Origin of the sequence: Pseudomonas sp. TE3-3-F2023, from assembly GCF_036784815.1 — a bacterium.
GTDB lineage: Bacteria > Pseudomonadota > Gammaproteobacteria > Pseudomonadales > Pseudomonadaceae > Aquipseudomonas > Aquipseudomonas pudica.
The window spans coordinates 1,287,477-1,311,225 of the sequence record NZ_CP145113.1 but is presented as its reverse complement, the minus strand read 5'-3'; the positions used below and the strand labels follow the sequence as shown (position 1 = coordinate 1,311,225).

The 23,749-nt window shown below is 62.8% G+C and carries 19 protein-coding genes; 11 read left to right on the top strand and 8 right to left on the bottom strand.

Annotated features, from left to right (window positions below; genetic code table 11):
* Positions 1–7: 7 nt before the first annotated feature.
* From V3314_RS05840 to V3314_RS05820, 5 genes are all read right to left on the bottom strand, one after another.
* Complete coding sequence (locus V3314_RS05840; protein WP_013970602.1) at positions 8–1,255, bottom strand: ABC transporter permease; 1,248 nt, start codon at positions 1,253–1,255, stop codon at positions 8–10.
* 313 nt (positions 1,256–1,568) lie between these two features.
* Positions 1,569–2,603, bottom strand: coding sequence for an ABC transporter substrate-binding protein (locus V3314_RS05835; protein WP_153671261.1), 1,035 nt, complete (start codon positions 2,601–2,603; stop codon positions 1,569–1,571).
* Positions 2,604–2,643: 40 nt separating this feature from the next.
* A complete protein-coding gene (locus V3314_RS05830; RefSeq protein WP_012270208.1) occupies positions 2,644–3,768 on the bottom strand; it encodes an ABC transporter ATP-binding protein in 1,125 nt (374 codons plus the stop codon).
* Between the two features lie 294 nt (positions 3,769–4,062).
* Positions 4,063–4,695, bottom strand: coding sequence for a response regulator transcription factor (locus V3314_RS05825; RefSeq protein ID WP_170929296.1), 633 nt, complete (start codon positions 4,693–4,695; stop codon positions 4,063–4,065).
* 7 nt (positions 4,696–4,702) lie between these two features.
* A complete protein-coding gene (locus V3314_RS05820) occupies positions 4,703–7,090 on the bottom strand; it encodes a transporter substrate-binding domain-containing protein (protein ID WP_338460025.1) in 2,388 nt (795 codons plus the stop codon).
* Positions 7,091–7,184: 94 nt separating this feature from the next.
* On the opposite strand from V3314_RS05820, the gene V3314_RS05815 reads away from it, so the two are divergent.
* The gene (locus V3314_RS05815; protein ID WP_046614412.1) at positions 7,185–8,180 is read left to right on the top strand and encodes an alpha/beta hydrolase family protein; all 996 of its coding nucleotides are present in this window, start codon (positions 7,185–7,187) and stop codon (positions 8,178–8,180) included.
* A 107-nt stretch (positions 8,181–8,287) separates the two neighbouring features.
* On the opposite strand, the gene V3314_RS05810 is transcribed toward V3314_RS05815, so the two are convergent.
* The 3 genes from V3314_RS05810 to V3314_RS05800 are packed head-to-tail and all read right to left on the bottom strand — an operon-like array spanning position 8,288 to position 10,744.
* On the bottom strand, positions 8,288–9,055 hold the full coding sequence (locus V3314_RS05810) for a TerB family tellurite resistance protein (protein WP_046614413.1): 768 nt from the start codon (positions 9,053–9,055) through the stop codon (positions 8,288–8,290).
* Position 9,056: 1 nt separating this feature from the next.
* On the bottom strand, positions 9,057–9,728 hold the full coding sequence (murU, locus tag V3314_RS05805) for an N-acetylmuramate alpha-1-phosphate uridylyltransferase MurU (protein WP_046614414.1): 672 nt from the start codon (positions 9,726–9,728) through the stop codon (positions 9,057–9,059).
* Entirely contained in the window at positions 9,725–10,744 is a 1,020-nt protein-coding gene (locus tag V3314_RS05800) for a phosphotransferase (RefSeq protein ID WP_085600118.1), read from the bottom strand. Before V3314_RS05800 ends, murU begins: the two co-directional genes overlap by 4 nt.
* A 130-nt stretch (positions 10,745–10,874) precedes the next feature.
* On the opposite strand from V3314_RS05800, the gene V3314_RS05795 reads away from it, so the two are divergent.
* From V3314_RS05795 to V3314_RS05750, 10 genes are all read left to right on the top strand, one after another.
* Positions 10,875–13,676 (top strand): LPS-assembly protein LptD, encoded by a 2,802-nt coding sequence (locus V3314_RS05795; RefSeq protein ID WP_046614416.1) that lies wholly within the window; start codon positions 10,875–10,877, stop codon positions 13,674–13,676.
* On the top strand, positions 13,657–14,976 hold the full coding sequence (locus V3314_RS05790) for a peptidylprolyl isomerase (protein ID WP_015268722.1): 1,320 nt from the start codon (positions 13,657–13,659) through the stop codon (positions 14,974–14,976). Before V3314_RS05795 ends, V3314_RS05790 begins: the two co-directional genes overlap by 20 nt.
* On the top strand, positions 14,973–15,962 hold the full coding sequence (pdxA, locus tag V3314_RS05785; RefSeq protein WP_338460023.1) for a 4-hydroxythreonine-4-phosphate dehydrogenase PdxA: 990 nt from the start codon (positions 14,973–14,975) through the stop codon (positions 15,960–15,962). The genes V3314_RS05790 and pdxA overlap by 4 nt, the downstream gene beginning before the upstream one ends.
* The gene (rsmA, locus tag V3314_RS05780; RefSeq protein ID WP_338460022.1) at positions 15,959–16,762 is read left to right on the top strand and encodes a 16S rRNA (adenine(1518)-N(6)/adenine(1519)-N(6))-dimethyltransferase RsmA; all 804 of its coding nucleotides are present in this window, start codon (positions 15,959–15,961) and stop codon (positions 16,760–16,762) included. The genes pdxA and rsmA overlap by 4 nt, the downstream gene beginning before the upstream one ends.
* Before the next feature lie 205 nt (positions 16,763–16,967).
* Complete coding sequence (gene apaG, locus V3314_RS05775; protein ID WP_012270198.1) at positions 16,968–17,348, top strand: Co2+/Mg2+ efflux protein ApaG; 381 nt, start codon at positions 16,968–16,970, stop codon at positions 17,346–17,348.
* Positions 17,348–18,223, top strand: a complete 876-nt coding sequence (locus V3314_RS05770; RefSeq protein ID WP_085600110.1) for a symmetrical bis(5'-nucleosyl)-tetraphosphatase — start codon at positions 17,348–17,350, stop codon at positions 18,221–18,223. Before apaG ends, V3314_RS05770 begins: the two co-directional genes overlap by 1 nt.
* 5 nt (positions 18,224–18,228) lie before the next feature.
* Complete coding sequence (glpE, locus tag V3314_RS05765) at positions 18,229–18,561, top strand: thiosulfate sulfurtransferase GlpE (protein ID WP_046614420.1); 333 nt, start codon at positions 18,229–18,231, stop codon at positions 18,559–18,561.
* Between the two features lie 283 nt (positions 18,562–18,844).
* Positions 18,845–20,767 carry a PrkA family serine protein kinase gene (locus V3314_RS05760; protein ID WP_046614421.1) on the top strand — a complete coding sequence of 641 codons (1,923 nt, stop codon included), beginning with the start codon at positions 18,845–18,847 and terminating at the stop codon, positions 20,765–20,767.
* Between the two features lie 128 nt (positions 20,768–20,895).
* The gene (locus V3314_RS05755; protein ID WP_046614422.1) at positions 20,896–22,170 is read left to right on the top strand and encodes a YeaH/YhbH family protein; all 1,275 of its coding nucleotides are present in this window, start codon (positions 20,896–20,898) and stop codon (positions 22,168–22,170) included.
* Positions 22,167–23,735, top strand: a complete 1,569-nt coding sequence (locus V3314_RS05750) for a SpoVR family protein (protein ID WP_025337455.1) — start codon at positions 22,167–22,169, stop codon at positions 23,733–23,735. Before V3314_RS05755 ends, V3314_RS05750 begins: the two co-directional genes overlap by 4 nt.
* The last annotated feature ends 14 nt before the right edge of the window (positions 23,736–23,749 follow it).

Genomic DNA, 23,749 nt, shown 5'->3' with positions numbered 1-23,749 from the left:
AGGCTCCTCAGCTCAGGCGCAGGCGGCTGGCGCCGACCAGCCAGCTATAGATCAGGTACAACAGCACGGTCGCCAGCAGCAACAGCCCGCCCAGCGCGGTGGCCATGCCCCAGTTGATGCTGGTGTTGGTGTAGAAGGCCACGAAGTAGCTGACCATCTGGTCATTCGGGCTGCCCAGCAGTGCCGGGGTGATGTAGTAGCCGATGGCCAGGATGAACACCAGCAGGCAACCAGCGCCAACTCCGGCGTACGTCTGCGGGAAGTAGACCCGCCAGAAACTGGCGAACGGGTGGCAGCCCAGCGAGATCGCCGCACGCATGTAGCTTGGCGAAATGCCCTTCATCACGCTGTACAGCGGCAGGATCATGAACGGCAGCAGGATGTGCACCATCGAGATGTACACGCCGGTGCGGTTGAACACCAGTTCCAGCGGCTGGTCGATGATGCCCATGGCCATCAGCGCGCTGTTGATCAGGCCACCCGACTGCAGCAGCACGATCCACGCCGCCACCCGCACTAGGATCGAGGTCCAGAACGGCAGCAGCACCAGGATCATCAGCAGGTTGCTCTGCCGGGTCGGCAGGTTGGCCAGCAGGTAGGCCAGCGGGTAGGCCAGCACCAGGCAGATGGCGGTAATCACCACACCCATCCACAGGGTACGGGCGAAGATATCCAGGTAGATGGCCTGGTCCGGGGTGGCCTTGGCCAGTTCGCCAAGGTCATCGATACGATGGTCGAGCGAAGCCAGCAGGTAGAACGAGGTGACCGTACTGGTGTTGCGGCGGATCGCCTGCCAGTAGGCCGGGTCGCCCCAACGCTCGTCGAGGGCCTGCAAGGCATCTTTATAGGAAGCGGGTTCGCTCTTGAACGGCAGCGCTCGCGCGGTCTTGGCCAACAGGCTGCGGTAACCGGCAAGCTCCATGTTCAGGCGCTTGGACAGATCGCCCAGGGTCTGGTTCTTGCGCGACTCGGCCAGGTCCTGGCTCAACGCCTTGTACACGTCCTCGCCCGGCAGGCTCTTGCCATCCCACTGGGTGATGACGCCCACGGTGCGTGGCAGGCCGCCTACCACTTCCGGGTTGCCGACGCTCTTGTACAGCAGCGCCGCGATCGGCACCAGGAACACCAGCAGGAGAAACAGCGCCAGCGGCGCGATCAACGCCTGCGCCTTCCAGCGGTTTACCCGCTCGGCGTGCTTGAGGCGCTGCTTGAGACTTGGACCTGCGCCTTCTTTGAGGGGCACTGCAATGGCCATGGCGAACTCCGCGATACGAACTGAAAATGGGGCTGCTGCGCAGCCCATCGCCGGCAAGCCAGCTCCCAGAGGTACTGCACTGGCTTCGAGGCTTCTGATCCCTGTGGGAGCTACCTCCTACAGATACTGCACTGGCTTCGGGGCTTGTGATCCCTGTGAGAGCTTTCCCCACAGGTACTGCACTGGCCTCGGGGCTTCTGATCCCTGTGGGAGCTGCCCCTACAGGTACTGCGCTGATCTCGGGGATAGCGCGGCCCCTGTGGGAGCTGGCTTGCCGGCGATGGGCCGCAAAGCGGCCCCCTACGCTGGTCGTTTACTTCTTCGCCGCCCAGGCGTTGAAGCGTTGCTCCAGCTGCTCGCTGTTGTCAGCCCAGAAGGCCACGTCGATCTGCACCTGGTTGGCGATGTTTTCAGGCGTGGTCGGCATGTCCTTCTTCACCGCGTCCGACAGCAGGCTCACGGCCTTGGAATTGGCCGGGCCGTAGGCGATGTTCTCGGAGTAGGTCTTCTGCTGCTCGGGCTGCACGCTGAAGGCGATGAATTTCTTCGCTTCCTCGACATCCTTGGCGCCTTTCGGGATGGCCCAGGCGTCGAAGTCGTAGATGCCGCCGTTCCACACCACTTTCAGGTTGCTCTCTTTCTGCACCGCAGCAATGCGGCCGTTGTAGGCAGAGCTCATGACTACGTCACCCGAGGCCAGATACTGCGGCGGCTGGGCGCCGGCTTCCCACCACTGGATGCTTGGCTTGAGTTCGTCGAGTTTCTTGAAGGCGCGGTCCACGCCCTCTTTGGTGCCCAGCACCTGGTACACGTCCTTCGGCGCCACACCGTCGGCCATCAGGGCGAATTCCAGGGTGTACTTGGCGCCCTTGCGCAGGCCGCGCTTGCCGGGGAATTTCTTGGTGTCCCAGAAATCGGCCCAGCTGGTCGGTGCGGTCTTCAGCTTGTCGGCGTTGTAGGCCAGCACCGTGGACCATACGAAGAAGCCCACACCGCAAGGCTGGATGGCGCCCGGCACGTAGTCACTCTCGTTGCCGAACAGCGCCGGGTCGAGCTCTTCGAACATGCCCTCGTCACAACCGCGGGCCAGCTCGGGTGACTCCACTTCCACCAGGTTCCACGACACGCTCTTGGTGTCGACCATGGCTTTGACCTTGGCCATTTCGCCGTTGTACTCGCCAGCGACGATCTTGCCCTTGCCGGCCTTCTCCCAGGGCTCGTAGAACGCCTTGACCTGGGCCGCCTTGTTGGCACCGCCGAACGAAACCACGGTGAGGTCTGCGGCCATGGCCTGGCCAGCGGCGAACAGCCCCAGGGCCAGGGCGGTCAGTTTCAACTGCTTGCGCATTATTATTCTCTCCACAGTACAGGGTTGGTGAAGCTATCCATCAATGGGCTTCGGCAATCGGATCGAGCGCGCGGGCGTGCTCCACCTCCCAGCCCAGCGGTACCACATCGCCCACGGCCAGCGCCGGGTCGAGCTCGGCAATCGGCTGCTTCACGAAGAAGTCGCCCTTGCCGCAAACTTCCAGGCGCACCCGCACGTGGTCGCCCAGGTAAATGAATTCGGCCACCCGGCCCGAGAAGCGGTTCACGCAGCTTTCGCTGTGACCGTTCAGGCGCACGCGCTCCGGGCGGATGGACAGGGTCACCGGCTCGCCGGCCTGGCCGACATTTACCGCCAGCGCCTCGACCCGCTCGCCACGCGGCAACTGCACTTGGCAGCGTTTGCCATCGCTGGCGAGCAAGGTGCCGTTGATGCGGTTGTTCTCGCCGATGAAGTTGGCGACGAACGTGTTGCAGGGTTCTTCGTACAGCGTGCGCGGGTCGGCGATCTGCTGGATTTCGCCCTGGTGGAATACGGCTACCCGGTCTGACATGGTCAGCGCTTCACCCTGGTCGTGGGTCACGTACACCACGGTCACGCCCAGGCGCTGGTGGATGTGCTTGATCTCCATCTGCATGTGCTCGCGCAGCTGCTTGTCCAGCGCGCCCAGCGGTTCGTCCATCAGCACCAGCTGCGGCTCGAACACCAGCGCGCGGGCCAGGGCCACACGCTGCTGCTGGCCTCCGGACAGCTGGCCGGGGTAACGCTTGGCGAAGGCATCGAGCTGGACCATGTTCAGCACCCGCTTGACCCGCTCGCTGATGTCGGTCTTGCTCAGGTTGCGCACGGTCAGCGGGAAGGCCAGGTTCTCGGCCACGGTCATGTGCGGGAACAGCGCGTAGTTCTGGAAAACCATGCCGATGTCGCGCTTGTGCGGCGGCACGTTGTTGATCGAACGCCCGGCCAGCTGGATTTCACCGGCGGTGGGGGTTTCGAAGCCGGCCAGCATCATCAGGCTGGTGGTCTTGCCCGAGCCGGATGGGCCAAGCAGGGTGAGGAACTCGCCCTTGCGAATATCCAGGTTGAGGTCTTTGACGATCAGCGACTCGCCGTCGTAGCTCTTCTGCACACCACGGAAGCTGACCAGCGTTTCGCTGGTTGCAGCGTTCGACTTCGCCTCGCTCATGCCTGCACCTTCTTGTTGGATGACTGCGTAGGCAAAGACTAGACAAGCGGCAAGCGCCGGAAAATCGGGGGTGGTGAGAGAATGCCATCATCCGGATGGAAGATTTGCTGTAGGGATTCCCCTACAAAGATGGCGGGTTTGGAATGCTCATCCGAGCCACCCGCCAAACCTGTGGGAGCGGGCATGCCCGCGAAGGAGCCGGTTCAGCCATAGAGATCGGCAGGTCAGGCCCTTTCGCGGGCACGCCCGCTCCCACAGGGATCTCGGCAAGTTCCGAGAACAGGCATGTCGCATTCAGACCAACTTGTGCTCCATTGCGTACTTCACCAGCTCAGCCAGCGAGTTCACTTTCAGCTTCTGCATCAGGCGTGCCTTGTGCGTGCTGATGGTCTTGCTCGACAGCGCCAGTTGCTGGGCGATGTCGTTGACGTTGGCGCCCTGTGCCAGCCGTTCGAATACCGAAAACTCCCGCTCCGACAGCAGCGTGTGCAACGGCCGCGACTCGGTCAGGCCCACTTCGAAGACCATGCGGTCGGCCAGCGCCGGGTCGATATAGCGCCCGCCAGCGGCAACCCGGCGAATCGCGGTCAGCAATAGCGCCGGGTCGCTGTCCTTGGTGGCATAGCCCGCCGCCCCGGCCTTCAGCGCCCGCGCCGCCATCTGCGCTTCGTCGTGCATCGACAGCATCAGGATCGCCGGGGCGTCGTGCAACGCTCGGATCCGCGGAATCGCCTCCAGGCCATTCACACCCGGCATCGAGATATCCAGCAGTACCACCTCGCACGGCGTGTGGCGCAGGGTTTCCAGCAACTGCTCACCGTTACCGGCCTCCCCCGCCACCTGCATGTCCTTGGCCAGGCCGATCAACTGCTTGATGCCTTCACGGACAATGGTGTGGTCTTCGGCCACCAGCACTCGAATCACGATCGCTCTCCTACTCCAACGGTATGGCCACGCTCAGGCTGGTGCCTTCGCCCGGTTCACTGTCCAGTGCCATGCTGCCGCCCAGCATCAGCACCCGCTCACGCACCCCTACCAGGCCGAACGAGGTGGGCCGTGGCTGGTCGCGGCAAAAGCCCTGGCCGTCATCGCTGACAGTCATGCGCAATTGCCCGTGCTCACGCACCAGTTCGATCTCCACGCTGTGCGCCTGGGCATGGCGCATCACGTTGGTCAGCGCCTCCTGGAGGATACGGAACAGCCCGATGGCCTTGGCATCGCTCAATGCTGGCAGATTATCCGGTACTTGCACCAGGCAGGGGATTTGCGTGCGTGCTTCAAAGCGCCGCGCCTGCCATTCGATGGCCGAGGCGATGCCGGCATCGAGAATCGGCGGGCGCAAGGCGGTGGCCACGTCACGCACCAGCTGGAACAGTTGGGCGATCAGGCGCTTCATGGTGGTCAGGCGCTCGTTCAGGCCCGGGTCCAGCTCGGCGAAGGCCAGCTCGCACATCGACACCTCCAGCTTGAGCACGGTCAGCATCTGCCCCAGTTCATCGTGCACTTCCCGGGCAATGCGGGCCTTTTCTTCCTCACGCACGCTTTCCAGATGGGCCGACAGTTCGCGCAGCTGCTCCTGGGACCTGGCCAGCGCCAACTCGGCCCGCTTGCCCTGGGTGATGTCCCACACCACGCCGTCCCACACCACCTGGCCGTTGCCAAGGCGTCGGGTGCTGGCCTTGATGTCGGCCCAGCGCTGCTCACCCTGACGGGTGAGGATGCGCCCCTGCCAGGACCAATCCTGGTCGCTGGCAAGGGCCAGGTCCTGCACTCGGTGATAGTCGGCGCGGTCCTCGGGATGTACGAGGTTGCGCAGGCCCATCTGCGGGTGCTGGATCTCGCTGGGCGAATAGCCCACCAAGGCCTCACTGCCCTCGCTGATGTAGGGGAATTCCAGGTCACCCTCGGCCGGGTCTCGCTCCAGGCGGAACACCAATCCCGGCACGTTGCCGGCGATGCCCTTGAGGCGCGCCTCGCTTTCGCGCAGAGCCGCCAGGGCGCGGTGGCGCTCGGTGACATCGGCGAGGTATACCACCAGGTACTCGGAGTCACGAAAACGCAGAAAACTCAGCGACAGCTCGACCGGCAGCAGACTGTGGTCTGCCCGCCGGCACTGCGTCTCGAACTGGCCGACACCGCCCGCACCGGTGCGCGCGCCTTTCCAAAGCTCCAGCCAGCGGTCCATGGTCAGGCTGGGTTCAAAGTCGCTCAGCGGCCGCTCCAGCAGCGCGCCTTCGCCATAGCCCAGCATGCGCTCGGCGGCATGGTTGGCGTAGCGTACGTGGCTGTCCCAGTTGACCCAGAGGATGCCCACTGTGCTCTGGTCGATGGCGAACTGACTCAGGCGCAATGCTTCTTCACGCACTTGCCGCTCCACCAGGCTTTCTCGGGTGGCCAGCAGGCTACGCTCCAGCTGACGCTGCTGCCGACGCTGCCACACCAGAGTAGCCAGCGCGCACAACAGCAGCATGCCGGACAACAAGGCCAGGTTCTGCCAGAAACCCGTCGATTCACTCAGACGAGGGTACTTTGGCTGCAGCCAACGCTGGTGCAGTTGCTCCAGTTCCTTGGCCGGCAACGCCTGCAGGCCACGCTCGAGCACATCGGCCAGCAGCGGCCAGTCGCGCCGCGAACCGATGCGCAACAGTTGCGGCAGGCCGATATCGCCGACCACGGCCAACTCACTGAACTCGCTTTCGCGCGACAGGCGGCTGAGCTGGGCTTCGTCCAGCACTGCGAAACTAGCCTGGCCACCCACCACCAGTTGCAGGGCCTCGCGCTCGTTGGGCACCCCTTGCAGGTTGAGGTTGCTGTAATTGCCACGCAGGTAGTCCGCCAGCTGGCTGGGCATGCGCACCGCCACCCGCTGCTCGGCCTCGAGCGTTTCCAGTTCCACGGCCATGGTCCCGGTACGCGGCCCCACCACCAGTTGCGGCACGCGCATGTAAGGGTCGCTGAACAGCCACAGACGCAGGCTGGCGGGGGTCTGGGTAAGCCCCGGGGCAAAGTCGATTTCGCCGGCCTGAAGGGCATGCTCGAGGCTGGCCTGGTCGGCGAAGTTGCGCCAGGTAAGGTCCAGCCGCAGGGCCTGTGCCAGGCTGCTCACCAGTTCCACGTTGGCTCCGTACAGTTGCTGCAGGCGCCGGTCGAACTGAGCGTAGGGCGCCTGCAACACCAGGCCGACACGCAGGCTGCGGTGTGTATCCAGCCATTGCTGCTGGGCCGGTTCCAAGGCAACCGTGGGCACCGTCTCGGGCCTGGCCAATGCAATCAAGGGCAGCCACAAGCAGCCGATAACAAACAGGCGACGCACTCGCTTCATCTACACGCTCGTCTTGGCAAGGCGGCCATGCAGCATGGCCGTCACGGGCAAATACTATTAGGCTGCCGGTATCATTCTGGCCCTGGGTTGACTCATGTCCACACTTTATCGCACGACGCTGGCAATGTGCTGCCTAGCCTCGCTCCTTCCACTCGGCGCCCTGGCCGCCGATGCCGAAAAACCATCCACTACCGAAGCACCCGCTGCCCAAGCCCCTCGCCCGCCGCTGCTGGAACGCAGCCAGGAGGACGCCCAGGCGCTCGAGCGGCTGGTACCCAAGGCCGAACAGCAGACCCTGCAGGCTGGTGCCGACAGCTTCCTGGCCCTGTGGAAACCAGCCAACGACAGCGACCCGGAGGGAGCGGTCATCATCGTCCCGGGGGCTGGCGAAACGGCTGACTGGCCGAATGCGGTCGGCCCGCTGCGGCAGAAGTTCCCCGATATCGGCTGGCACAGCCTTAGCATCAGCCTGCCCGATCTGCTCGCCGACAGCCCACAGGCGCGGGTCGAGGCCAAGCCGGCTGCCGAGCCGCAGCCAGAAAAGGGCGAAAGCGCCCCGGCCAAGGACGTGCCGGACGATGCCAATGCCAACGTCGCCCAGGCGACCGCAGCAGATGCCGACACCGCGGAAAGCACCGACGCCAAACAGGCCAGCGAGCAAACAGACCCGGCTGATGCCGAGCGCATTTTCGCCCGCCTGGATGCTGCGGTGGCCTTTGCCCAGCAGCACAACGCCCGCAGCATCGTGCTGATCGGCCATGGCAGCGGTGCGTATTGGGCGGCCCGCTACCTGAGCGAGAAACAGCCACCGCAGGTGCAGAAACTGGTGATGGTTGCCGCTCAGACACCGGCGCGGGTTGAGCATGACCTGGAAAGCCTGGCGCCGACCTTGAAAGTGCCGACTGCCGACATCTACTACGTCACCCGCAGCGGTGACCGCAATGCGGCCGCGCAGCGCCTGCAGGCCAGCAAGCGGCAGAAGGACAGCCAGTATCGGCAGTTGTCGCTGATTGCCATGCCGGGGAACAAGGTGGCCGAGCAGGAGCAACTGTTCCGCCGGGTGCGGGGGTGGATGAACCCGCAGGGGTAAGGTTTGCCATGACGGCCCATCCCCGGCAAGCTGGCTCCCACAGGTACCCCACGGTGTTAAGGGTCAGTGCAATACCAGTGGGAGCTGGCTTGCCGGCGATAGGGCCATCAAAGGCCCCGCCGCTTACGGATCATTGCATAGGCCTGATGCAACTCCCGGGTACGCTCGGTCGCTTCACGCACCTGCGCCTCACTGGCACCAGTGCCCGCCAGCTTGTCCGGGTGGTGCCGACTGACCAGCCGACGATACGCCTGCTTGACCTTGTCGCCATCGGTATCCGCCTCGACCGCCAGCAAGCGCAACGCCGCCGCGTAGGTCATGGCGATCCCTTCCGGCCCCGCCGCCTTGCGTGGTTCGTACTCCAGCGACATGGCCTGCACCTGCCGCCGGCTCAGGCCCAGTTTCTGCCCCCAGTCCAGCAGCAGCTCACGCTCCTTGTTGCCCATCTTGCCGTCGGCCCAGACCATGCGCCAACAGGCACGCAGGGTGCCTTCGGCCGCATGCGGCTGCTGGCGAATGCGGCGCAGGTGCCCACCCAGCCGGTCCTTGCCCGCCTTGCCACGGTTGAACGCAGCAATCGCGCGCAGTCGGGCTGCTTCGGCCAGGTCCAGACGCACCATCTCCTGGCGCGCCTGCTGGATATGCTGTTCGACCACCCGGCCATCGCACTTGGCCAGGCGCCCGAGCATCACGAACAGCAACTCGTCGTCCTGCAAGGCTGGGCGCCCCCCCAGGCGTTCGCGCATGTCCTCCCAACCTTGCAAACGCAGACGGCGGTCCATGGCCTGGCCGAGCAACGCGCCGAGCAAGGCCCCGGGGATGCTGGCAACGGCAAAGCCGGCACCGGCACCAATCACCGTGCTTGGCCACCACATGTCAGGCGCGCTCGCCAATCAGGCGCTCGGCCTCGGCCAAACGTTCGAGCGTGCCGACATCCACCCAGTGCCCACGGTAGTGCTCGCCACTGACCTGGCCGGCAGCCATGGCCTGGCGAAGCAACGGCGCCAGCTTGAAGGCGCCAGGCTGGCAGCCTTCGAACAGCGCCGGGTGCAGCACCGAAAGGCCGCTGAAAGTCAGCGTGCCAGGCGCATCGTCACCATCGACCACCCGCTCGCCCACCAGGCGGAAGTCGCCGCGGCCGTGATGGCCAGGGTTATCGACCAGCACCAGGTGGGCCAGGCCTTGCAGGGGAGCCTGCAGGCGCGCGAAGTCATAGTCGGTCCAGACATCGCCGTTTACCAGCAAGAACGGCGCGTCACCCAGCAATGGCAGGGCTTTGTAGATACCACCGCCGGTTTCCAGCGGCTCGCCTTCGGGCGAATAGCGGATGCTCAGGCCGAAACGGCTGCCGTCACCCAGGTGGTCCTCGATCTGCTGGCCGAGCCAGGCATGGTTGATCACCACCTCGGTGACGCCCGCCGCAGCCAGGGCCCGCAGGTGGTATTCGATCAGTGGCTGGCCGGCGACCGGGACCAGCGGTTTGGGGGTGTGCAGGGTCAGCGGGCGCATGCGCTCGCCTTTGCCCGCTGCCAGGATCATTGCCTTCATGCACGCGCTCCGGCCTGCAACTCAGCAATCAGCTCGCCCAACTCCGCCAATTCGGGTCGGCGGCTGATCACTTCTTCTATATAGGCGAAGAAGCGCGGCACGTCGCCCAGGTAACGAGGCTTGCCGTCGCGGTGGCAGATTCGGGCGAAGATGCCGATTACCTTCAGGTGGCGCTGCACACCCATCAGGTCGCTGGCACGCTGGAATGCCTCGAACTCGGCCTGCACCGGGATGCCGGCAGCCTGCGCCTTCTGCCAGTAGTCGCGCAGCCACCCTTCGACCCGCGCCTGCGGCCAGCTGAGGAAGGCGTCCTTGAACAGGCAGGTGATGTCGTAGGTGACCGGACCGTATACGGCATCCTGGAAGTCCAGCACGCCGGGATTGGGCGTGCTCTGCATCAGGTTGCGCGGCATGTAGTCGCGGTGCACCAGCACCTTGGGCTGGGCCAGCGCGCTGTCGATCAGCAGCTGGCTGATACGCTGCCAGATGGTTTTCTGGGCATCGCTGAAGGCCAGGCCAAGCTCACGGCCCACGTACCACTCCGGGAACAGTTCTACTTCACGGCGCAGCAGTGCGTCGTCGTAGCTGGGCAACGGCGCATCCATCGGCAGGCGCTGGAACGCCAGCAGCGCGTCGATGGCATCGGCGAACAGGCCGTCGGCGTTGTCCGCATCAATGATATCAAGGTATGTCTGGTGGCCCAGGTCACCCAGCAGCAGGAAGCCACGCTCCAGGTCCTGGGCATGGATCAGCGGCACGTGTACGCCGGCGCTGGCAAGCAGGTGGTCGATGGCGACGAACGGTCGGCAGTTCTCCTGGGGCGGTGGTGCATCCATGATCACGAAGCTGTGACCAGCGCCCTGCCAGCGGAAGTAACGACGGAAGCTGGCGTCGCTGCTGGCCGCGGTCAGGCTGCCTGCGGGCACATCGCCCCAGGCGTTTTTCCGGAAAAGATCATTGAGCTGCTCATCGAGCCAGACCGTCAGTTGTTGCAGGCGTACATCGTGTTCAGGCATTACAAGGGTCTCCGACGGCCCTAGCCGTCAAGCGGGTCATGCTTTATTATCCAGCATCTTTTTCAGACCATCGAGAGGCGTGCGGCCCCACACGCGGGCAGATGGCACGCAGGAAGCCCGGACTAATAAGATGGCATTGAAATCCCCCGCGTTTCGTAGAAAGTTTCCGTTGCTGGTAACCGGCGGTCTGCTGGCCCTGCAACCTCTGGCCACGTCTTACGTGGTGGCAGCCGAACAATTCGACTGCCAAGTGTCCGCCTCCGGTGGTTGGGACTGCAAGCCCAAGACCCCAGCCAACAACCTGCCACCGCGCCCGGTGCACGAGGGTGCTGCCGTCAGCACCGGCACCGAAGCCGCGAGCGAAGGCGAAACCGCGGACCGGCCGATGCTGGTCACCGAGGCCAAGGGCCGTGGCCTGAAGTCGCGTAGCGAAGACTACAGCCACCTGGACTGGGTTCCGCGTGAAAAGCTCACTGCCGCACAGCTGGCCGAAACCGGCCCGTACTGCGGTGGCGCCTACATCGAGCCAACCCGCCCGGGCATGGCCGACACCACGCCGAAGGACGAGTCGCCGACCTACATCAACGCCAAGGTATCCAAGTACCAGCAGGAGCAGCAGATCGCTACCCTCGCCGGTGACGTGGTGATGCGCCAGGGCAGCATGCAGGCCGAGGCCGACGAGGCCAACCTCTACCAGACCGAAAACCGTGGCGAGCTCAAGGGCAACGTCAAGATCCGTGACAACGGTTCGCTGGTGGTCGGTGACGAGGCACAGATCCAGCTCGACACGGGCGAAGCCCAGGTCGACAACGCCGAATACGTGATGCACAAGTCGCACATTCGCGGCAGTGCCCTGTACGCCAAGCGTGGCGAGAACGCCATCATCCGCCTCAAGGACGGTACGTACACCACCTGCGAACCGGGCAGCAACGCCTGGCAGCTGAAGGGCAACAACATCACCCTGAACCCGGCCACCGGTTTCGGTACCGCGACCAACGTTACGCTGCGGGTCAAGGATTTCCCGGTGTTCTACACACCGTACATCTACTTCCCGATCGACGACCGTCGCCAGTCCGGCTTCCTGCCGCCATCGTTCAGCAGCACCAGCGACACCGGCTTCATGCTGGTCACGCCGTACTACTTCAACCTGGCGCCGAACTACGACGCCACGTTGTACCCGCGCTACATGACCAAGCGCGGCCTGCTGATGGAAGGCGAGTTCCGCTACCTGACGCCTTCCAGCGAAGGCCAGTTCGGTGGCGCGTACCTCAACGACAAGAACGACGACCGCAAAGACCAGACTGACTACAAAGAGCAGCGCTGGATGGTCAACTGGCAGCACAAGGGCGGGCTGGACGAGCGCCTGATGACCGAGGTGGACTACACCGACATCAGCGACCCGTTCTACTTCCAAGACCTGGAATCCGACCAGATCGGTATTGAAACCCAGGACCTGCTGAACCAGCAGGGAGCACTGACCTACCGTGGCGACAGCTACACCGCGCGGTTGAATGTGCATGCCTACGAGATGGCGACCATCTCGAAGATCACTCCGTACGATCGTCTGCCGCAGATTACCTTCAATGGCAAGCTGCCGTACGAGCCAGGTGGGCTCAATATTGCCTACGAAACCGAGGCAGTCCGTTTCGATCGTGACCTGAAAGACGACTTCGTATTGAACGAAGATGGCCTTCCCGACACTTCGGCGGGTGCGCCTGGTCGCCGCCTGGACCAGAACGTCAGCGGCATCGCTCGTGCCAACGGCAACCGTTTCAACGTTGCACCATCGATCAGCCTGCCGATGGAAGCCAGTTACGGCTTCCTGACCCCCAAGCTGAAGTACGCATACACCCACTACGATCTGGACTTGGACAGCCAGGGTAAAACCCAGGCTATCGCGCAATCGGCCAACCCGGCGTACGGCAGCTACAACAGCTCGCTGAACCGCGACGTGCCGATCTTCAGCGTGGACAGCGGCCTGTACTTCGACCGCAAAACTTCGCTGTTCGGCACCAACTACAAACAAACCCTCGAACCGCGTATGTACTACCTCTACGTCCCATACAAGGACCAGAAGGACATCCCGCTGTTCGACTCCGGTGAAACCCTGTTCAGCTACGACTCGCTATTCCGCGACAATCGCTTCAGCGGCACCGACCGTATCGGTGACGAGAACAAGCTGTCGCTGGGCGTGACCACCCGCTGGATCGAAGAAAACGGCTTCGAACGCCAGAACTTCAGCATCGGTCAGGCCTTCTACTTCAAGGACCGTAAAGTTCAGCTCCCTGGTATCGATTACCGTACCCGCAGCGACTCGCAGTCCGATGTGTCGCCATACGCATTGGTGTACAACTACTACTTCAACCGCGACTGGCGCTTCAATTCGGACTTCAACTGGGACCCGGACAGCCGCAGCACCCGCTCGGGCAGCGCGATGTTCCACTACCAGCCTGAAGACAACCCGAACAAAGTGGTCAACCTCGGTTATCGCTACCGTAACGACACCATCTCCTACGACTCCACGACCGGTACCTGGAAAGTGGGCGGTGGCGACTACGGCGTCCCAGGCAGCGAGAACTACATCAAGGATTACTACAAGATCCAGCAGCATGACTTCTCGGTCATCTGGCCGATCGTTCCGCAGTGGAGCGTCATCGCTCGCTGGCAGCATGACTACAACCGCAACCGCACCCTGGAAGCCATGGGCGGTTTCGAGTACGACAACTGCTGCTGGAAGCTGCGCCTGATCAACCGTTACTGGATCGATTACGACGACTTCAGCCAAGCCCTCCCGGCGAACGAAAAAGGCGACCACGGCATCTTCCTTCAGATCGTCCTGAAAGGCCTCGGTGGTGTAGTCGGCAACAAGGTCGAGTCTTTCCTCGACGAAGGCATTCAAGGTTACCGTGAACGTGAAGACCAAGCTTATTGATCGACTGCGCCCGGCGTTGCTGGGCGTTGCATTGCTGAGTGGCGCGGTGCATGCCGCGGTGCAACCTCTTGATCGCGTGGTGGCCATCGTCGACAACGACGTGGTCATGCAAAGCCAGCTGGACCAACGTGTCCGCGAGGTACAGCAAACCATCGCCAAGCGCGGCGGCGGCATGCCGCCTGCCGGTGCGCTGGACCAGCAGGTACTGGAGCGCCTGATCGTCGAAAATCTGCAGTTGCAGATCGGCGAACGCTCCGGCATCCGCATCACCGACGAAGAGCTGAACCAGGCCATGGGCACCATTGCCCAGCGCAACGGCATGTCGCTTGACCAGTTCCGCGCCGCTCTGGCCCGTGACGGCATGTCGTTCGACGACGCCCGCGAGCAGGTCAAGCGCGAGATGATCATCAGCCGCGTGCGCCAGCGCCGCGTGGCCGAGCGCATCCAGGTGTCCGAGCAGGAGGTGAAGAACTTCCTCAACTCCGACCTTGGCAAGATGCAGATGTCGGAAGAGTACCGCCTGGCCAACATCCTGATCCCGACCCCGGAAGCGGCCAACTCTGAAGCCATCCAGGCCGCCGCGCGCCAGGTTGGCGATGTGTACCAGCAGCTCAAGCAGGGCGCGGACTTCGGCCAGATGGCCATTGCCCGCTCCGCCAGCGAAAACGCCCTGGAAGGCGGCGAAATGGGCTGGCGTAAAGCCGGCCAGCTGCCACCAGACTTCGCCAAGATGCTCAGCAGCATGCCGGTTGGTGAAATTACCCAGCCTATCCGCATCCCCAACGGTTTCATCATCCTCAAACTCGAGGAGAAGCGTGGCGGCAGCGAGAACGTGCTGCGTGACGAAGTGCACGTTCGCCACATCCTGATCAAGCCTAGCGAGATCCGCAGCGAGGCTGCCACCGAGCAACTGGCCGAGCGCCTGTACGAGCGCATCAAGAACGGCGAAGACTTCGGCGAACTGGCCAAGAGCTTCTCTGAAGACCCGGGTTCGGCGCTTAACGGCGGCGACCTCAACTGGGTTGACCCGAACAGCCTGGTACCGGAGTTCCGCGAGCAGATGGCCAACGCCGCCCAAGGCGAAGTCACCCGTCCGTTCAAGACCCAGTACGGCTGGCATGTCCTGGAAGTGCTGGGCCGTCGCGCCACCGACAGCACCGAACAGGCTCGTGAGCAACAGGCCATGAACGTACTGCGCAACCGCAAGTACGACGAAGAGCTGCAGACCTGGCTGCGCCAGATCCGCGACGAGGCCTACGTTGAAATCAAGCTGCCTGGCGCTGACCAGGCCGCCCAGTGAAGCCCCTGCGCTTCGCCGTCACCCCCGGCGAGCCGGCCGGGATAGGCCCCGACCTGTGCCTGCTGCTCGCCGCAGACGCCCAGCCCCACCCCCTGATCGCCATCACCAGCCGTGACCTGCTCGCCGAGCGGGCCACGCGGCTGAGGCTGGCCGTCAACCTGCTGCCGGTAGCGCCGGGCCTATGGCCCGAGCAGCCGGCGCCAGCGGGTAGCCTGTACGTCTGGGACACCCCCCTGGCAGCCCCGGTAGTACCGGGCCAGCTCGACAAGGCGAATGCCGCGTTCGTGCTGGAAACCCTGACCCGTGCCGGGCAAGGCTGCCTGGACGGGCACTTCGCCGGGATGATCACCGCCCCTGTACACAAGGGCGTGATCAACGAAAGCGGTATCGCCTTTTCCGGGCATACCGAATTCCTTGCCGAGCTGACCCACACCGCGCAAGTGGTGATGATGCTGGCCACCCATGGCCTGCGCGTGGCCCTGGTGACCACGCACCTGCCGCTGCGCGACATTGCCGACGCCATCACTGCCGAGCGCGTCGAGCGTGTAACCCGTATCCTGCATGCCGACATGCGCGACAAGTTCGGCATTGCCAACCCGCGCATCCTGGTGTGCGGCCTCAACCCGCACGCGGGCGAGGGCGGCCACCTGGGCCGCGAGGAAATCGACATCATCGAGCCGACCCTGGCCCGCCTGCGCACCGAAGGCATGGACCTGCGCGGACCGCTGCCGGCCGATACCCTGTTTACCCCCAAATATCTGGAGCACTGCGATGCGGTGCTGGCGATGTACCACGACCAGGGCCTGCCCGTACTCAAGTACAAAGGCTTCGGCGCTGCAGTCAACGTGACCCTGGGCCTGCCGATCATCCGCACGTCGGTCGACCACGGCACCGCCCTGGACCTGGCCGGCACCGGCAAGGTCGACACCGGCAGCCTGCGCGTCGCGCTGGAAACCGCCTACCAGATGGCCGAGAACCGACCATGAACGAGCAATACCAACACCGGGCGCGCAAGCGCTTCGGCCAGAACTTCCTGCACGACGCCGGCATCATCGACCGCATCCTGCGTGCCATCAACGCCAAGGCCGGCGAACATCTGCTGGAAATCGGCCCCGGCCAGGGCGCCCTGACCGAAGGCCTGCTGGGCAGCGGAGCACAGCTGGACGTGGTGGAACTGGACAAGGACCTGGTGCCGATCCTGCAGCACAAGTTCGCCGGCCGCAGCAATTTCCGCCTGCACCAGGGCGACGCCCTGAAGTTCGACTTCAACCAGCTGGGCGTGCCACCGCGCAGCCTCAAGGTGGTGGGCAACCTGCCCTACAACATCTCCACCCCACTGATCTTCCACCTGCTCAGCCATGCCGGGCTGATCCGCAACATGCATTTCATGTTGCAGAAGGAAGTGGTCGAGCGCATGGCCGCCGGCCCTGGCGGTGGTGACTGGGGGCGTCTGTCGATCATGGTGCAGTACCACTGCCGGGTCGAGCACCTGTTCAACGTTGGCCCTGGCGCCTTCAACCCGCCGCCGAAAGTGGACTCGGCCATCGTCCGCCTGGTGCCGCACGAAGTGCTGCCGTACCCAGCCAAGGACGCAAAGCTGCTGGAGCAGGTGGTACGCGAAGCGTTCAACCAGCGCCGCAAGACCCTGCGCAACACCATGAAAGGCCTGCTCGACAGCGCCGCCATCGAAGCTGCCGGCGTGGACGGCAGCCTGCGCCCTGAACAGCTGGACCTGGCCGCCTTCGTGCGCCTGGCTGACCAGTTGGCCGATCAGCCCAAAGCCTGACTCAACCTGATCCGGCCTCTTCGCGGGCACGCCCGCTCCCACAGGTAAATCACCTCCTTCAAATAGGGTGAGATCCTGTGGGAGCGGGTTTACCCGCGAAAGGGCCGGGACAGGCAACACAAATCCCCAAGCCCCTCACCGCTGGCCCTCCCCCCTCCCAATGGCCTAGACTGCATTATTGCGTCAGTTCGCCCAAGGCCCTTGCATGTCCGACCCCCGCTATCAGATCGACGTCAGCGTCGTGACCCGCTACCTGAAAGAACAATCCGACCCCGAAAACAGTCGTTTCGCTTTCGCCTACACCATCACCGTGCAGAACAACGGCTCGCTCAAAGCCAAGCTGCTGTCGCGCCACTGGCTGATCACCAATGGTGACGGCGAGGTCGAGGAGGTGCGTGGTGCCGGCGTGGTAGGCCAGCAGCCCAATATCGACCCGGGCCAGAGCCATACCTATAGCAGCGGCGCGGTCATCAGCACCCGCGTGGGCACCATGCAAGGCAGTTACCAGATGTTCGCCGAAGACGGCAAACGCTTCGATGCCGAGATCGCTCCCTTCCGCCTGGCGGTGCCAGGGGCGCTGCACTGATGGCTACCTACGCCGTCGGTGACCTGCAGGGCTGCCTGCAGCCACTCAAGTGCCTGCTCGAACGGGTCAACTTCAACCCCGCCGTCGACCGCCTGTGGCTGGTCGGCGACCTGGTCAACCGCGGCCCCGAGTCACTGGAAACCCTGCGCTTCCTTTATTCGATCCGTCAGTCGCTGGTGTGCGTGCTGGGTAACCATGACCTGCACCTGCTGGCCGCCTGGCACAACGTCGAACGCTTGAAGAAAAGCGACACCCTGCGCGAGATCATCGAAGCGCCGGACGCCGACCAGCTGTTCGACTGGCTGCGCCAGCAAAAGCTGCTGCATTACGACGAACCCCGTGGCATTGCCCTGGTTCACGCCGGCATTCCACCGCAATGGACCTTGGGCAAAGCCCTGGACCTGGCCGCAGAGGTCGAGGAAGTGCTGCGCGACGACGAGCGCCTGAAACTGTACCTGGACGGCATGTACGGCAACGAGCCGAACAAGTGGAGCAAGAACCTCAGCGGCATCGAACGCCTGCGGGTCATCACCAACTACCTCACGCGCATGCGTTTCTGCACAGCCGAAGGCAAGCTCGACCTCAAGAGCAAGGAAGGCCTGGATACCGCCCCCAAAGGCTACAAGCCCTGGTACGCGCACAAAGGCCGCCGCTCACGCCACGTGAAGATCATCTTCGGCCACTGGGCCGCCCTGCAGGGGCAGGTCGACGAGCCCGGCATCATCGCCCTGGACACCGGTTGCGTATGGGGCGGCGCCATGACTCTGTACAACGTCGACAGCGGCGAATACCACCGCTGTGACTGCGCCGACGACGGCACCCTGCGCCAATCGGCACAACCCACTACACTCAACGACCACACCCGAAGGAAGTAGTACCCATGAGCGAATTCAAGCGCATCCCTCCCGAGCAGGCCTTGGAGCTTCGCAAGAAAGAAGGTGCGGTCGTCGTCGATATTCGCGACCCACAAGCTTTCGCTGCCGGCCACATCACCGGCGCCAAGCATCTGGATAACCATTCTGTCGCCGAGTTCATCCGCAATGCCGACCTCGACGCTCCAACCCTGGTGGTGTGCTACCACGGCAATTCCAGCCAGAGTGCTGCGGCCTATCTGGTGAACCAAGGCTTCTCGGACGTATACAGCGTCGACGGCGGCTTTGAGCTGTGGCGCGCCACCTACCCGGCCGAGACCGCCCAGGGCGCTGCCGAATAATTTTTTCATTTTTACTGCAGCCCGCGCCCCATGCGGGCTTGCGGCTTATCTGACGAACGGTCGTTCGCAACTTCTCCGCCCCTCACCCTTGACCTTGCGGATAACCAACTATTCTTAAGCGCAGGCCATCCAGAAAAAGGGGAGAGCCGGTACACCGGCGTGCGGGTCATCGGTAGCGTTACAAGGTGTTCTGGGGGGTATACAGCAATCGGCAACCCCGGTTGCATGCCAGCATCAGCTGACTGATCCGGCGTCGTCTCCACGTATCGAGCGAGGTGACGTCATGAGTATTTTTAGCCACTTCCAACAACGTTTCGAGTCTACGCGCCAGGAAGAACTCTCGCTGCAGGAGTACCTCGAGCTGTGCAAAGAGGATCGCAGTGCCTACGCATCGGCGGCCGAACGGCTGTTGCTGGCCATCGGTGAGCCGGAGCTGATCGACACCTCAACCAATTCCAGACTGTCGCGAATCTTTTCCAACAAGGTTATCCGCCGCTATCCGGCCTTTGCCGACTTCCATGGCATGGAAGAGTGCATCGACCAGATCGTGTCCTACTTCCGCCACGCCGCCCAAGGCCTGGAGGAAAAGAAACAGATCCTCTATCTGCTGGGCCCGGTGGGCGGCGGTAAATCGTCGCTGGCCGAAAAACTCAAGCAGCTGATGGAAAAGGTACCGTTCTACGCCATCAAGGGCTCGCCGGTATTCGAGTCGCCACTGGGGCTGTTCAACGCCACCGAAGACGGGGCCATTCTCGAGGAAGAGTACGGCATCCCGCGGCGCTACCTGAACACCATCATGTCGCCCTGGGCTACCAAGCGCCTGCAGGAATTCGGCGGCGACATCAGCAAGTTCAAGGTGGTGAAGCTGTACCCGTCGATCCTCAACCAGGTCGCCATCGCCAAGACCGAACCCGGCGACGAGAACAACCAGGACATTTCGGCCCTGGTCGGCAAGGTGGATATCCGCAAACTCGAGGAATTCCCGCAGAACGACGCCGATGCCTATGCCTATTCGGGCGCGCTGTGCCGGGCCAACCAGGGCCTGATGGAATTCGTCGAGATGTTCAAGGCACCGATCAAGGTCCTGCACCCGCTGCTCACCGCCACCCAGGAGGGCAACTACAACAGTACCGAAGGCCTCGGCGCCATCCCCTACTCCGGGATTCTGCTGGCCCACTCCAACGAATCGGAGTGGCACACCTTCCGCAACAACAAGAACAACGAGGCGTTCATCGACCGGATCTACATCGTCAAGGTGCCGTACTGCCTGCGCGTCAGCGACGAAATCAAGATCTACGACAAGCTGCTGATCAACAGCTCGCTGGCCAAGGCCCACTGTGCGCCAGACACGCTGAAGATGCTCGCCCAGTTCACCGTACTGTCGCGCCTGAAAGAGCCGGAAAACTCCAACATCTATTCGAAGATGCGGGTGTACGATGGGGAAAACCTCAAGGACACCGATCCGAAGGCCAAGTCGATCCAGGAATACCGAGATGCCGCCGGCGTCGATGAGGGCATGAACGGCCTGTCGACCCGCTTCGCGTTCAAGATCCTGTCCAAGGTGTTCAACTTCGACCCACATGAAGTGGCAGCCAACCCGGTTCACCTGCTGTATGTGCTGGAGCAGCAGATCGAGCAGGAACAGTTCCCGGCCGAAGTGCGGGAACGCTACCTGCGCTACCTGAAGGAGTACCTGGCCCCGCGCTACATCGAGTTCATCGGCAAGGAAATCCAGACTGCCTACCTCGAGTCCTACAGCGAATACGGCCAGAACATCTTCGACCGCTACGTGCTGTACGCAGACTTCTGGATCCAGGACCAGGAATACCGCGATCCGGAAACCGGCGAAATCCTCAACCGTATCGCCCTCAATGAAGAACTGGAGAAGATCGAGAAGCCGGCCGGCATCAGCAACCCGAAAGATTTCCGCAACGAAATCGTCAACTTCGTATTGCGCGCCCGTGCCAACAACAACGGCAAGAATCCGAGCTGGCTGAGCTACGAAAAGCTGCGGGTGGTGATCGAGAAGAAAATGTTCTCCAACACCGAAGACCTGCTACCGGTCATCAGCTTCAACGCCAAGGCAAGCAAGGAGGACCAACAGAAACACAACGACTTCGTCACGCGTATGGTGGAGCGTGGTTACACCGACAAACAGGTTCGTCTGCTGTCGGAATGGTACCTGCGGGTCAGGAAATCGCAATAAAGCGACAAGCTACCCACCGCACGCCCAAGGCTGCTGCCAGCCTTGGGCGGCGGAAGCTGCTTTGCTGCCATTACGTGCAGCAGCTCGTAGCTTGAAGCGTGCAGCTGTTCCCAGCTACCGGAGGGGCCATGAGCTACGTTATAGATCGACGCCTGAACGGCAAGAACAAGAGCACGGTCAACCGCCAGCGCTTCCTGCGGCGGTACCGCGAACATATCAAGAAGGCCGTCGAAGAGGCGGTAAGCCGCCGTTCCATCATGGACATGGAACATGGCGAGCAGATCAGCATTCCGGGGCGCGATATCGACGAACCGGTGCTGCACCATGGTCGCGGGGGCAAACAGACCATCGTGCACCCAGGCAACAAGGAGTTCACCGCCGGTGAACACATCCCCAGGCCGCAAGGCGGCGGAGGCGGTGGCAGCGGCCGCGGCAAGGCCGGCAACTCCGGCGAGGGCATGGACGACTTCGTCTTCCAGATTACCCAGGAAGAATTCCTGGAGTTCATGTTCGAGGACCTCGAACTGCCCAACCTGGTCAAACGTCACCTGACCGGGGCCGATACCTTCAAGACCGTGCGCGCCGGTATCGCCAACGAAGGCAACCCGTCACGCATCAACATCGTGCGCACCCTGCGTTCAGCCCATGCCCGGCGCATCGCCCTGACCGGCAGCAGCCGCGCACTGCTGCGCGAGGCACAGAAGGAACTCGCCCGCCTGAAGGTCGAGGAACCAGACAACTTCACCGATATCCAGGAAGTCGAACACGAGATCGAACGTCTGAAGGCACGCATCAACCGCCTGCCCTTCCTCGACACCTTCGACCTCAAGTACAACCTGCTGGTCAAGCAGCCCAACCCCAGCTCCAAGGCGGTGATGTTCTGCCTGATGGACGTATCTGGCTCGATGACCCAGGCCACCAAGGATATCGCCAAGCGTTTTTTCATCCTGCTGTACCTCTTCCTCAAGCGTAACTACGAGCGCATCGAAGTGGTGTTCATCCGCCACCACACCAGCGCCCGTGAAGTCGATGAGGAAGAATTCTTCTATTCGCGGGAGACCGGCGGCACCATCGTTTCCAGCGCGCTCAAGCTGATGCAGGAGGTCATGGCCGAACGCTACCCGGCCAGCGACTGGAACATCTACGCCGCCCAAGCCTCCGACGGCGACAACTGGAACGACGACTCGCCGATCTGCCGCGACATCCTGGCCAAGCAGATCATGCCGCATGTGCAGTACTACACTTACGTTGAAATCACCCCTCGTGAACACCAGGCGCTGTGGTACGAATACGAGCGCATCGGCGAAGCCTTCCCCGACACGTTCGCCCAGCAGCAGTTGGTATCGGCCGGCGATATCTACCCGGTCTTCCGTGAACTCTTCCAGCGCAGGTTAGCCACATGACCGCCAGAGCACAGAGACGCCAACCAATTTCCACCGGGTCCGAGTGGACGTTCGAACTGATCCAGACCTACGACCGGGAAATCAGCCGCCTGGCCGAGCGTTACGCCCTGGACACCTACCCCAACCAGATCGAGGTGATCACCGCCGAGCAGATGATGGACGCCTACGCCTCGGTCGGCATGCCGCTGGGTTACCACCACTGGTCCTACGGCAAGCAGTTCCTCAGCACGGAGAAATCCTACAGCCGTGGCCAGATGGGCCTGGCCTACGAGATCGTGATCAACTCGGACCCGTGCATCGCCTACCTGATGGAAGAAAACACCATGTGCATGCAGGCACTGGTGATTGCCCATGCCTGCTACGGCCATAACAGTTTCTTCAAGGGCAACTATCTTTTCCGCACCTGGACCGACGCCAGCTCGATCATCGACTACCTGGTGTTCGCCAAGCAGTACATAGCCCAATGTGAAGAGCGCCATGGCATCGATGCAGTAGAAGACCTGATCGACTCCTGCCATGCCCTGATGAATTACGGCGTCGACCGTTACAAGCGGCCTTATCCGATTTCCGCCGAAGAGGAGCGGCGGCGGCAGAAGGAGCGCGAGGAGCACTTGCAGCGGCAAATCAATGACCTGTGGCGCACCATTCCGAAAAGCGCTGACAAGGGTAACGAGCGCGATGATGCGCGCTTCCCTGCCGAACCGCAGGAAAACATCCTGTATTTCATCGAAAAGAACGCCCCACTCCTGGAACCTTGGCAGCGTGAAGTGGTGCGCATCGTGCGCAAGATCGCACAGTATTTCTACCCACAGCGCCAAACCCAAGTGATGAACGAAGGCTGGGCGACGTTCTGGCACTACACACTGATGAACGACCTGTATGACGAGGGGCTGATCACCGAAGGTTTCATGATGGAGTTCCTGCAGTCACACACCAGTGTGGTGTTCCAGCCCGGCTTCGACAGCCCCTATTACAACGGCATCAACCCCTACGCACTGGGCTTTGCGATGTACACCGACATCCGCCGCATGTGCGAGAACCCGACCGAAGAAGATCGCCGCTGGTTCCCCGACATTGCTGGCAGTGACTGGCTTTCTACCATCAAGTTCGCCATGAGCAGCTTCAAGGACGAGAGCTTCATCCTGCAGTACCTGTCGCCGAAGGTCATGCGCGATCTGAAGCTGTTCAGCATCCTCGATGACGACCAGCGCGACGACCTGTATGTACCTGCCATCCACGACGAGGCCGGCTACAGGACGATTCGCGAACTGCTGGCGGCGCAGTACAACCTGGGCAACCGTGAACCGAACGTGCAGATCTGGAGCGTCGACCGCCGCGGCGACCGCTCGCTGACCTTGCGTCACCAGCAACACAACCGCAAACCGCTGGGCGATTCTACCGATGAAGTGCTCAAGCACCTGCACCGCCTGTGGGGCTTCGACATCCATCTGGAAACCGTTCAGGGCGAGCAGGTGATGAAGACCCATCACATGCCACCACGCGGCGAGCACGGCGAAAGCGCCGACTACGGCCGCATGGATCTGGCTGTCATCCACCACCTCTAGTGCCACGCCATGAG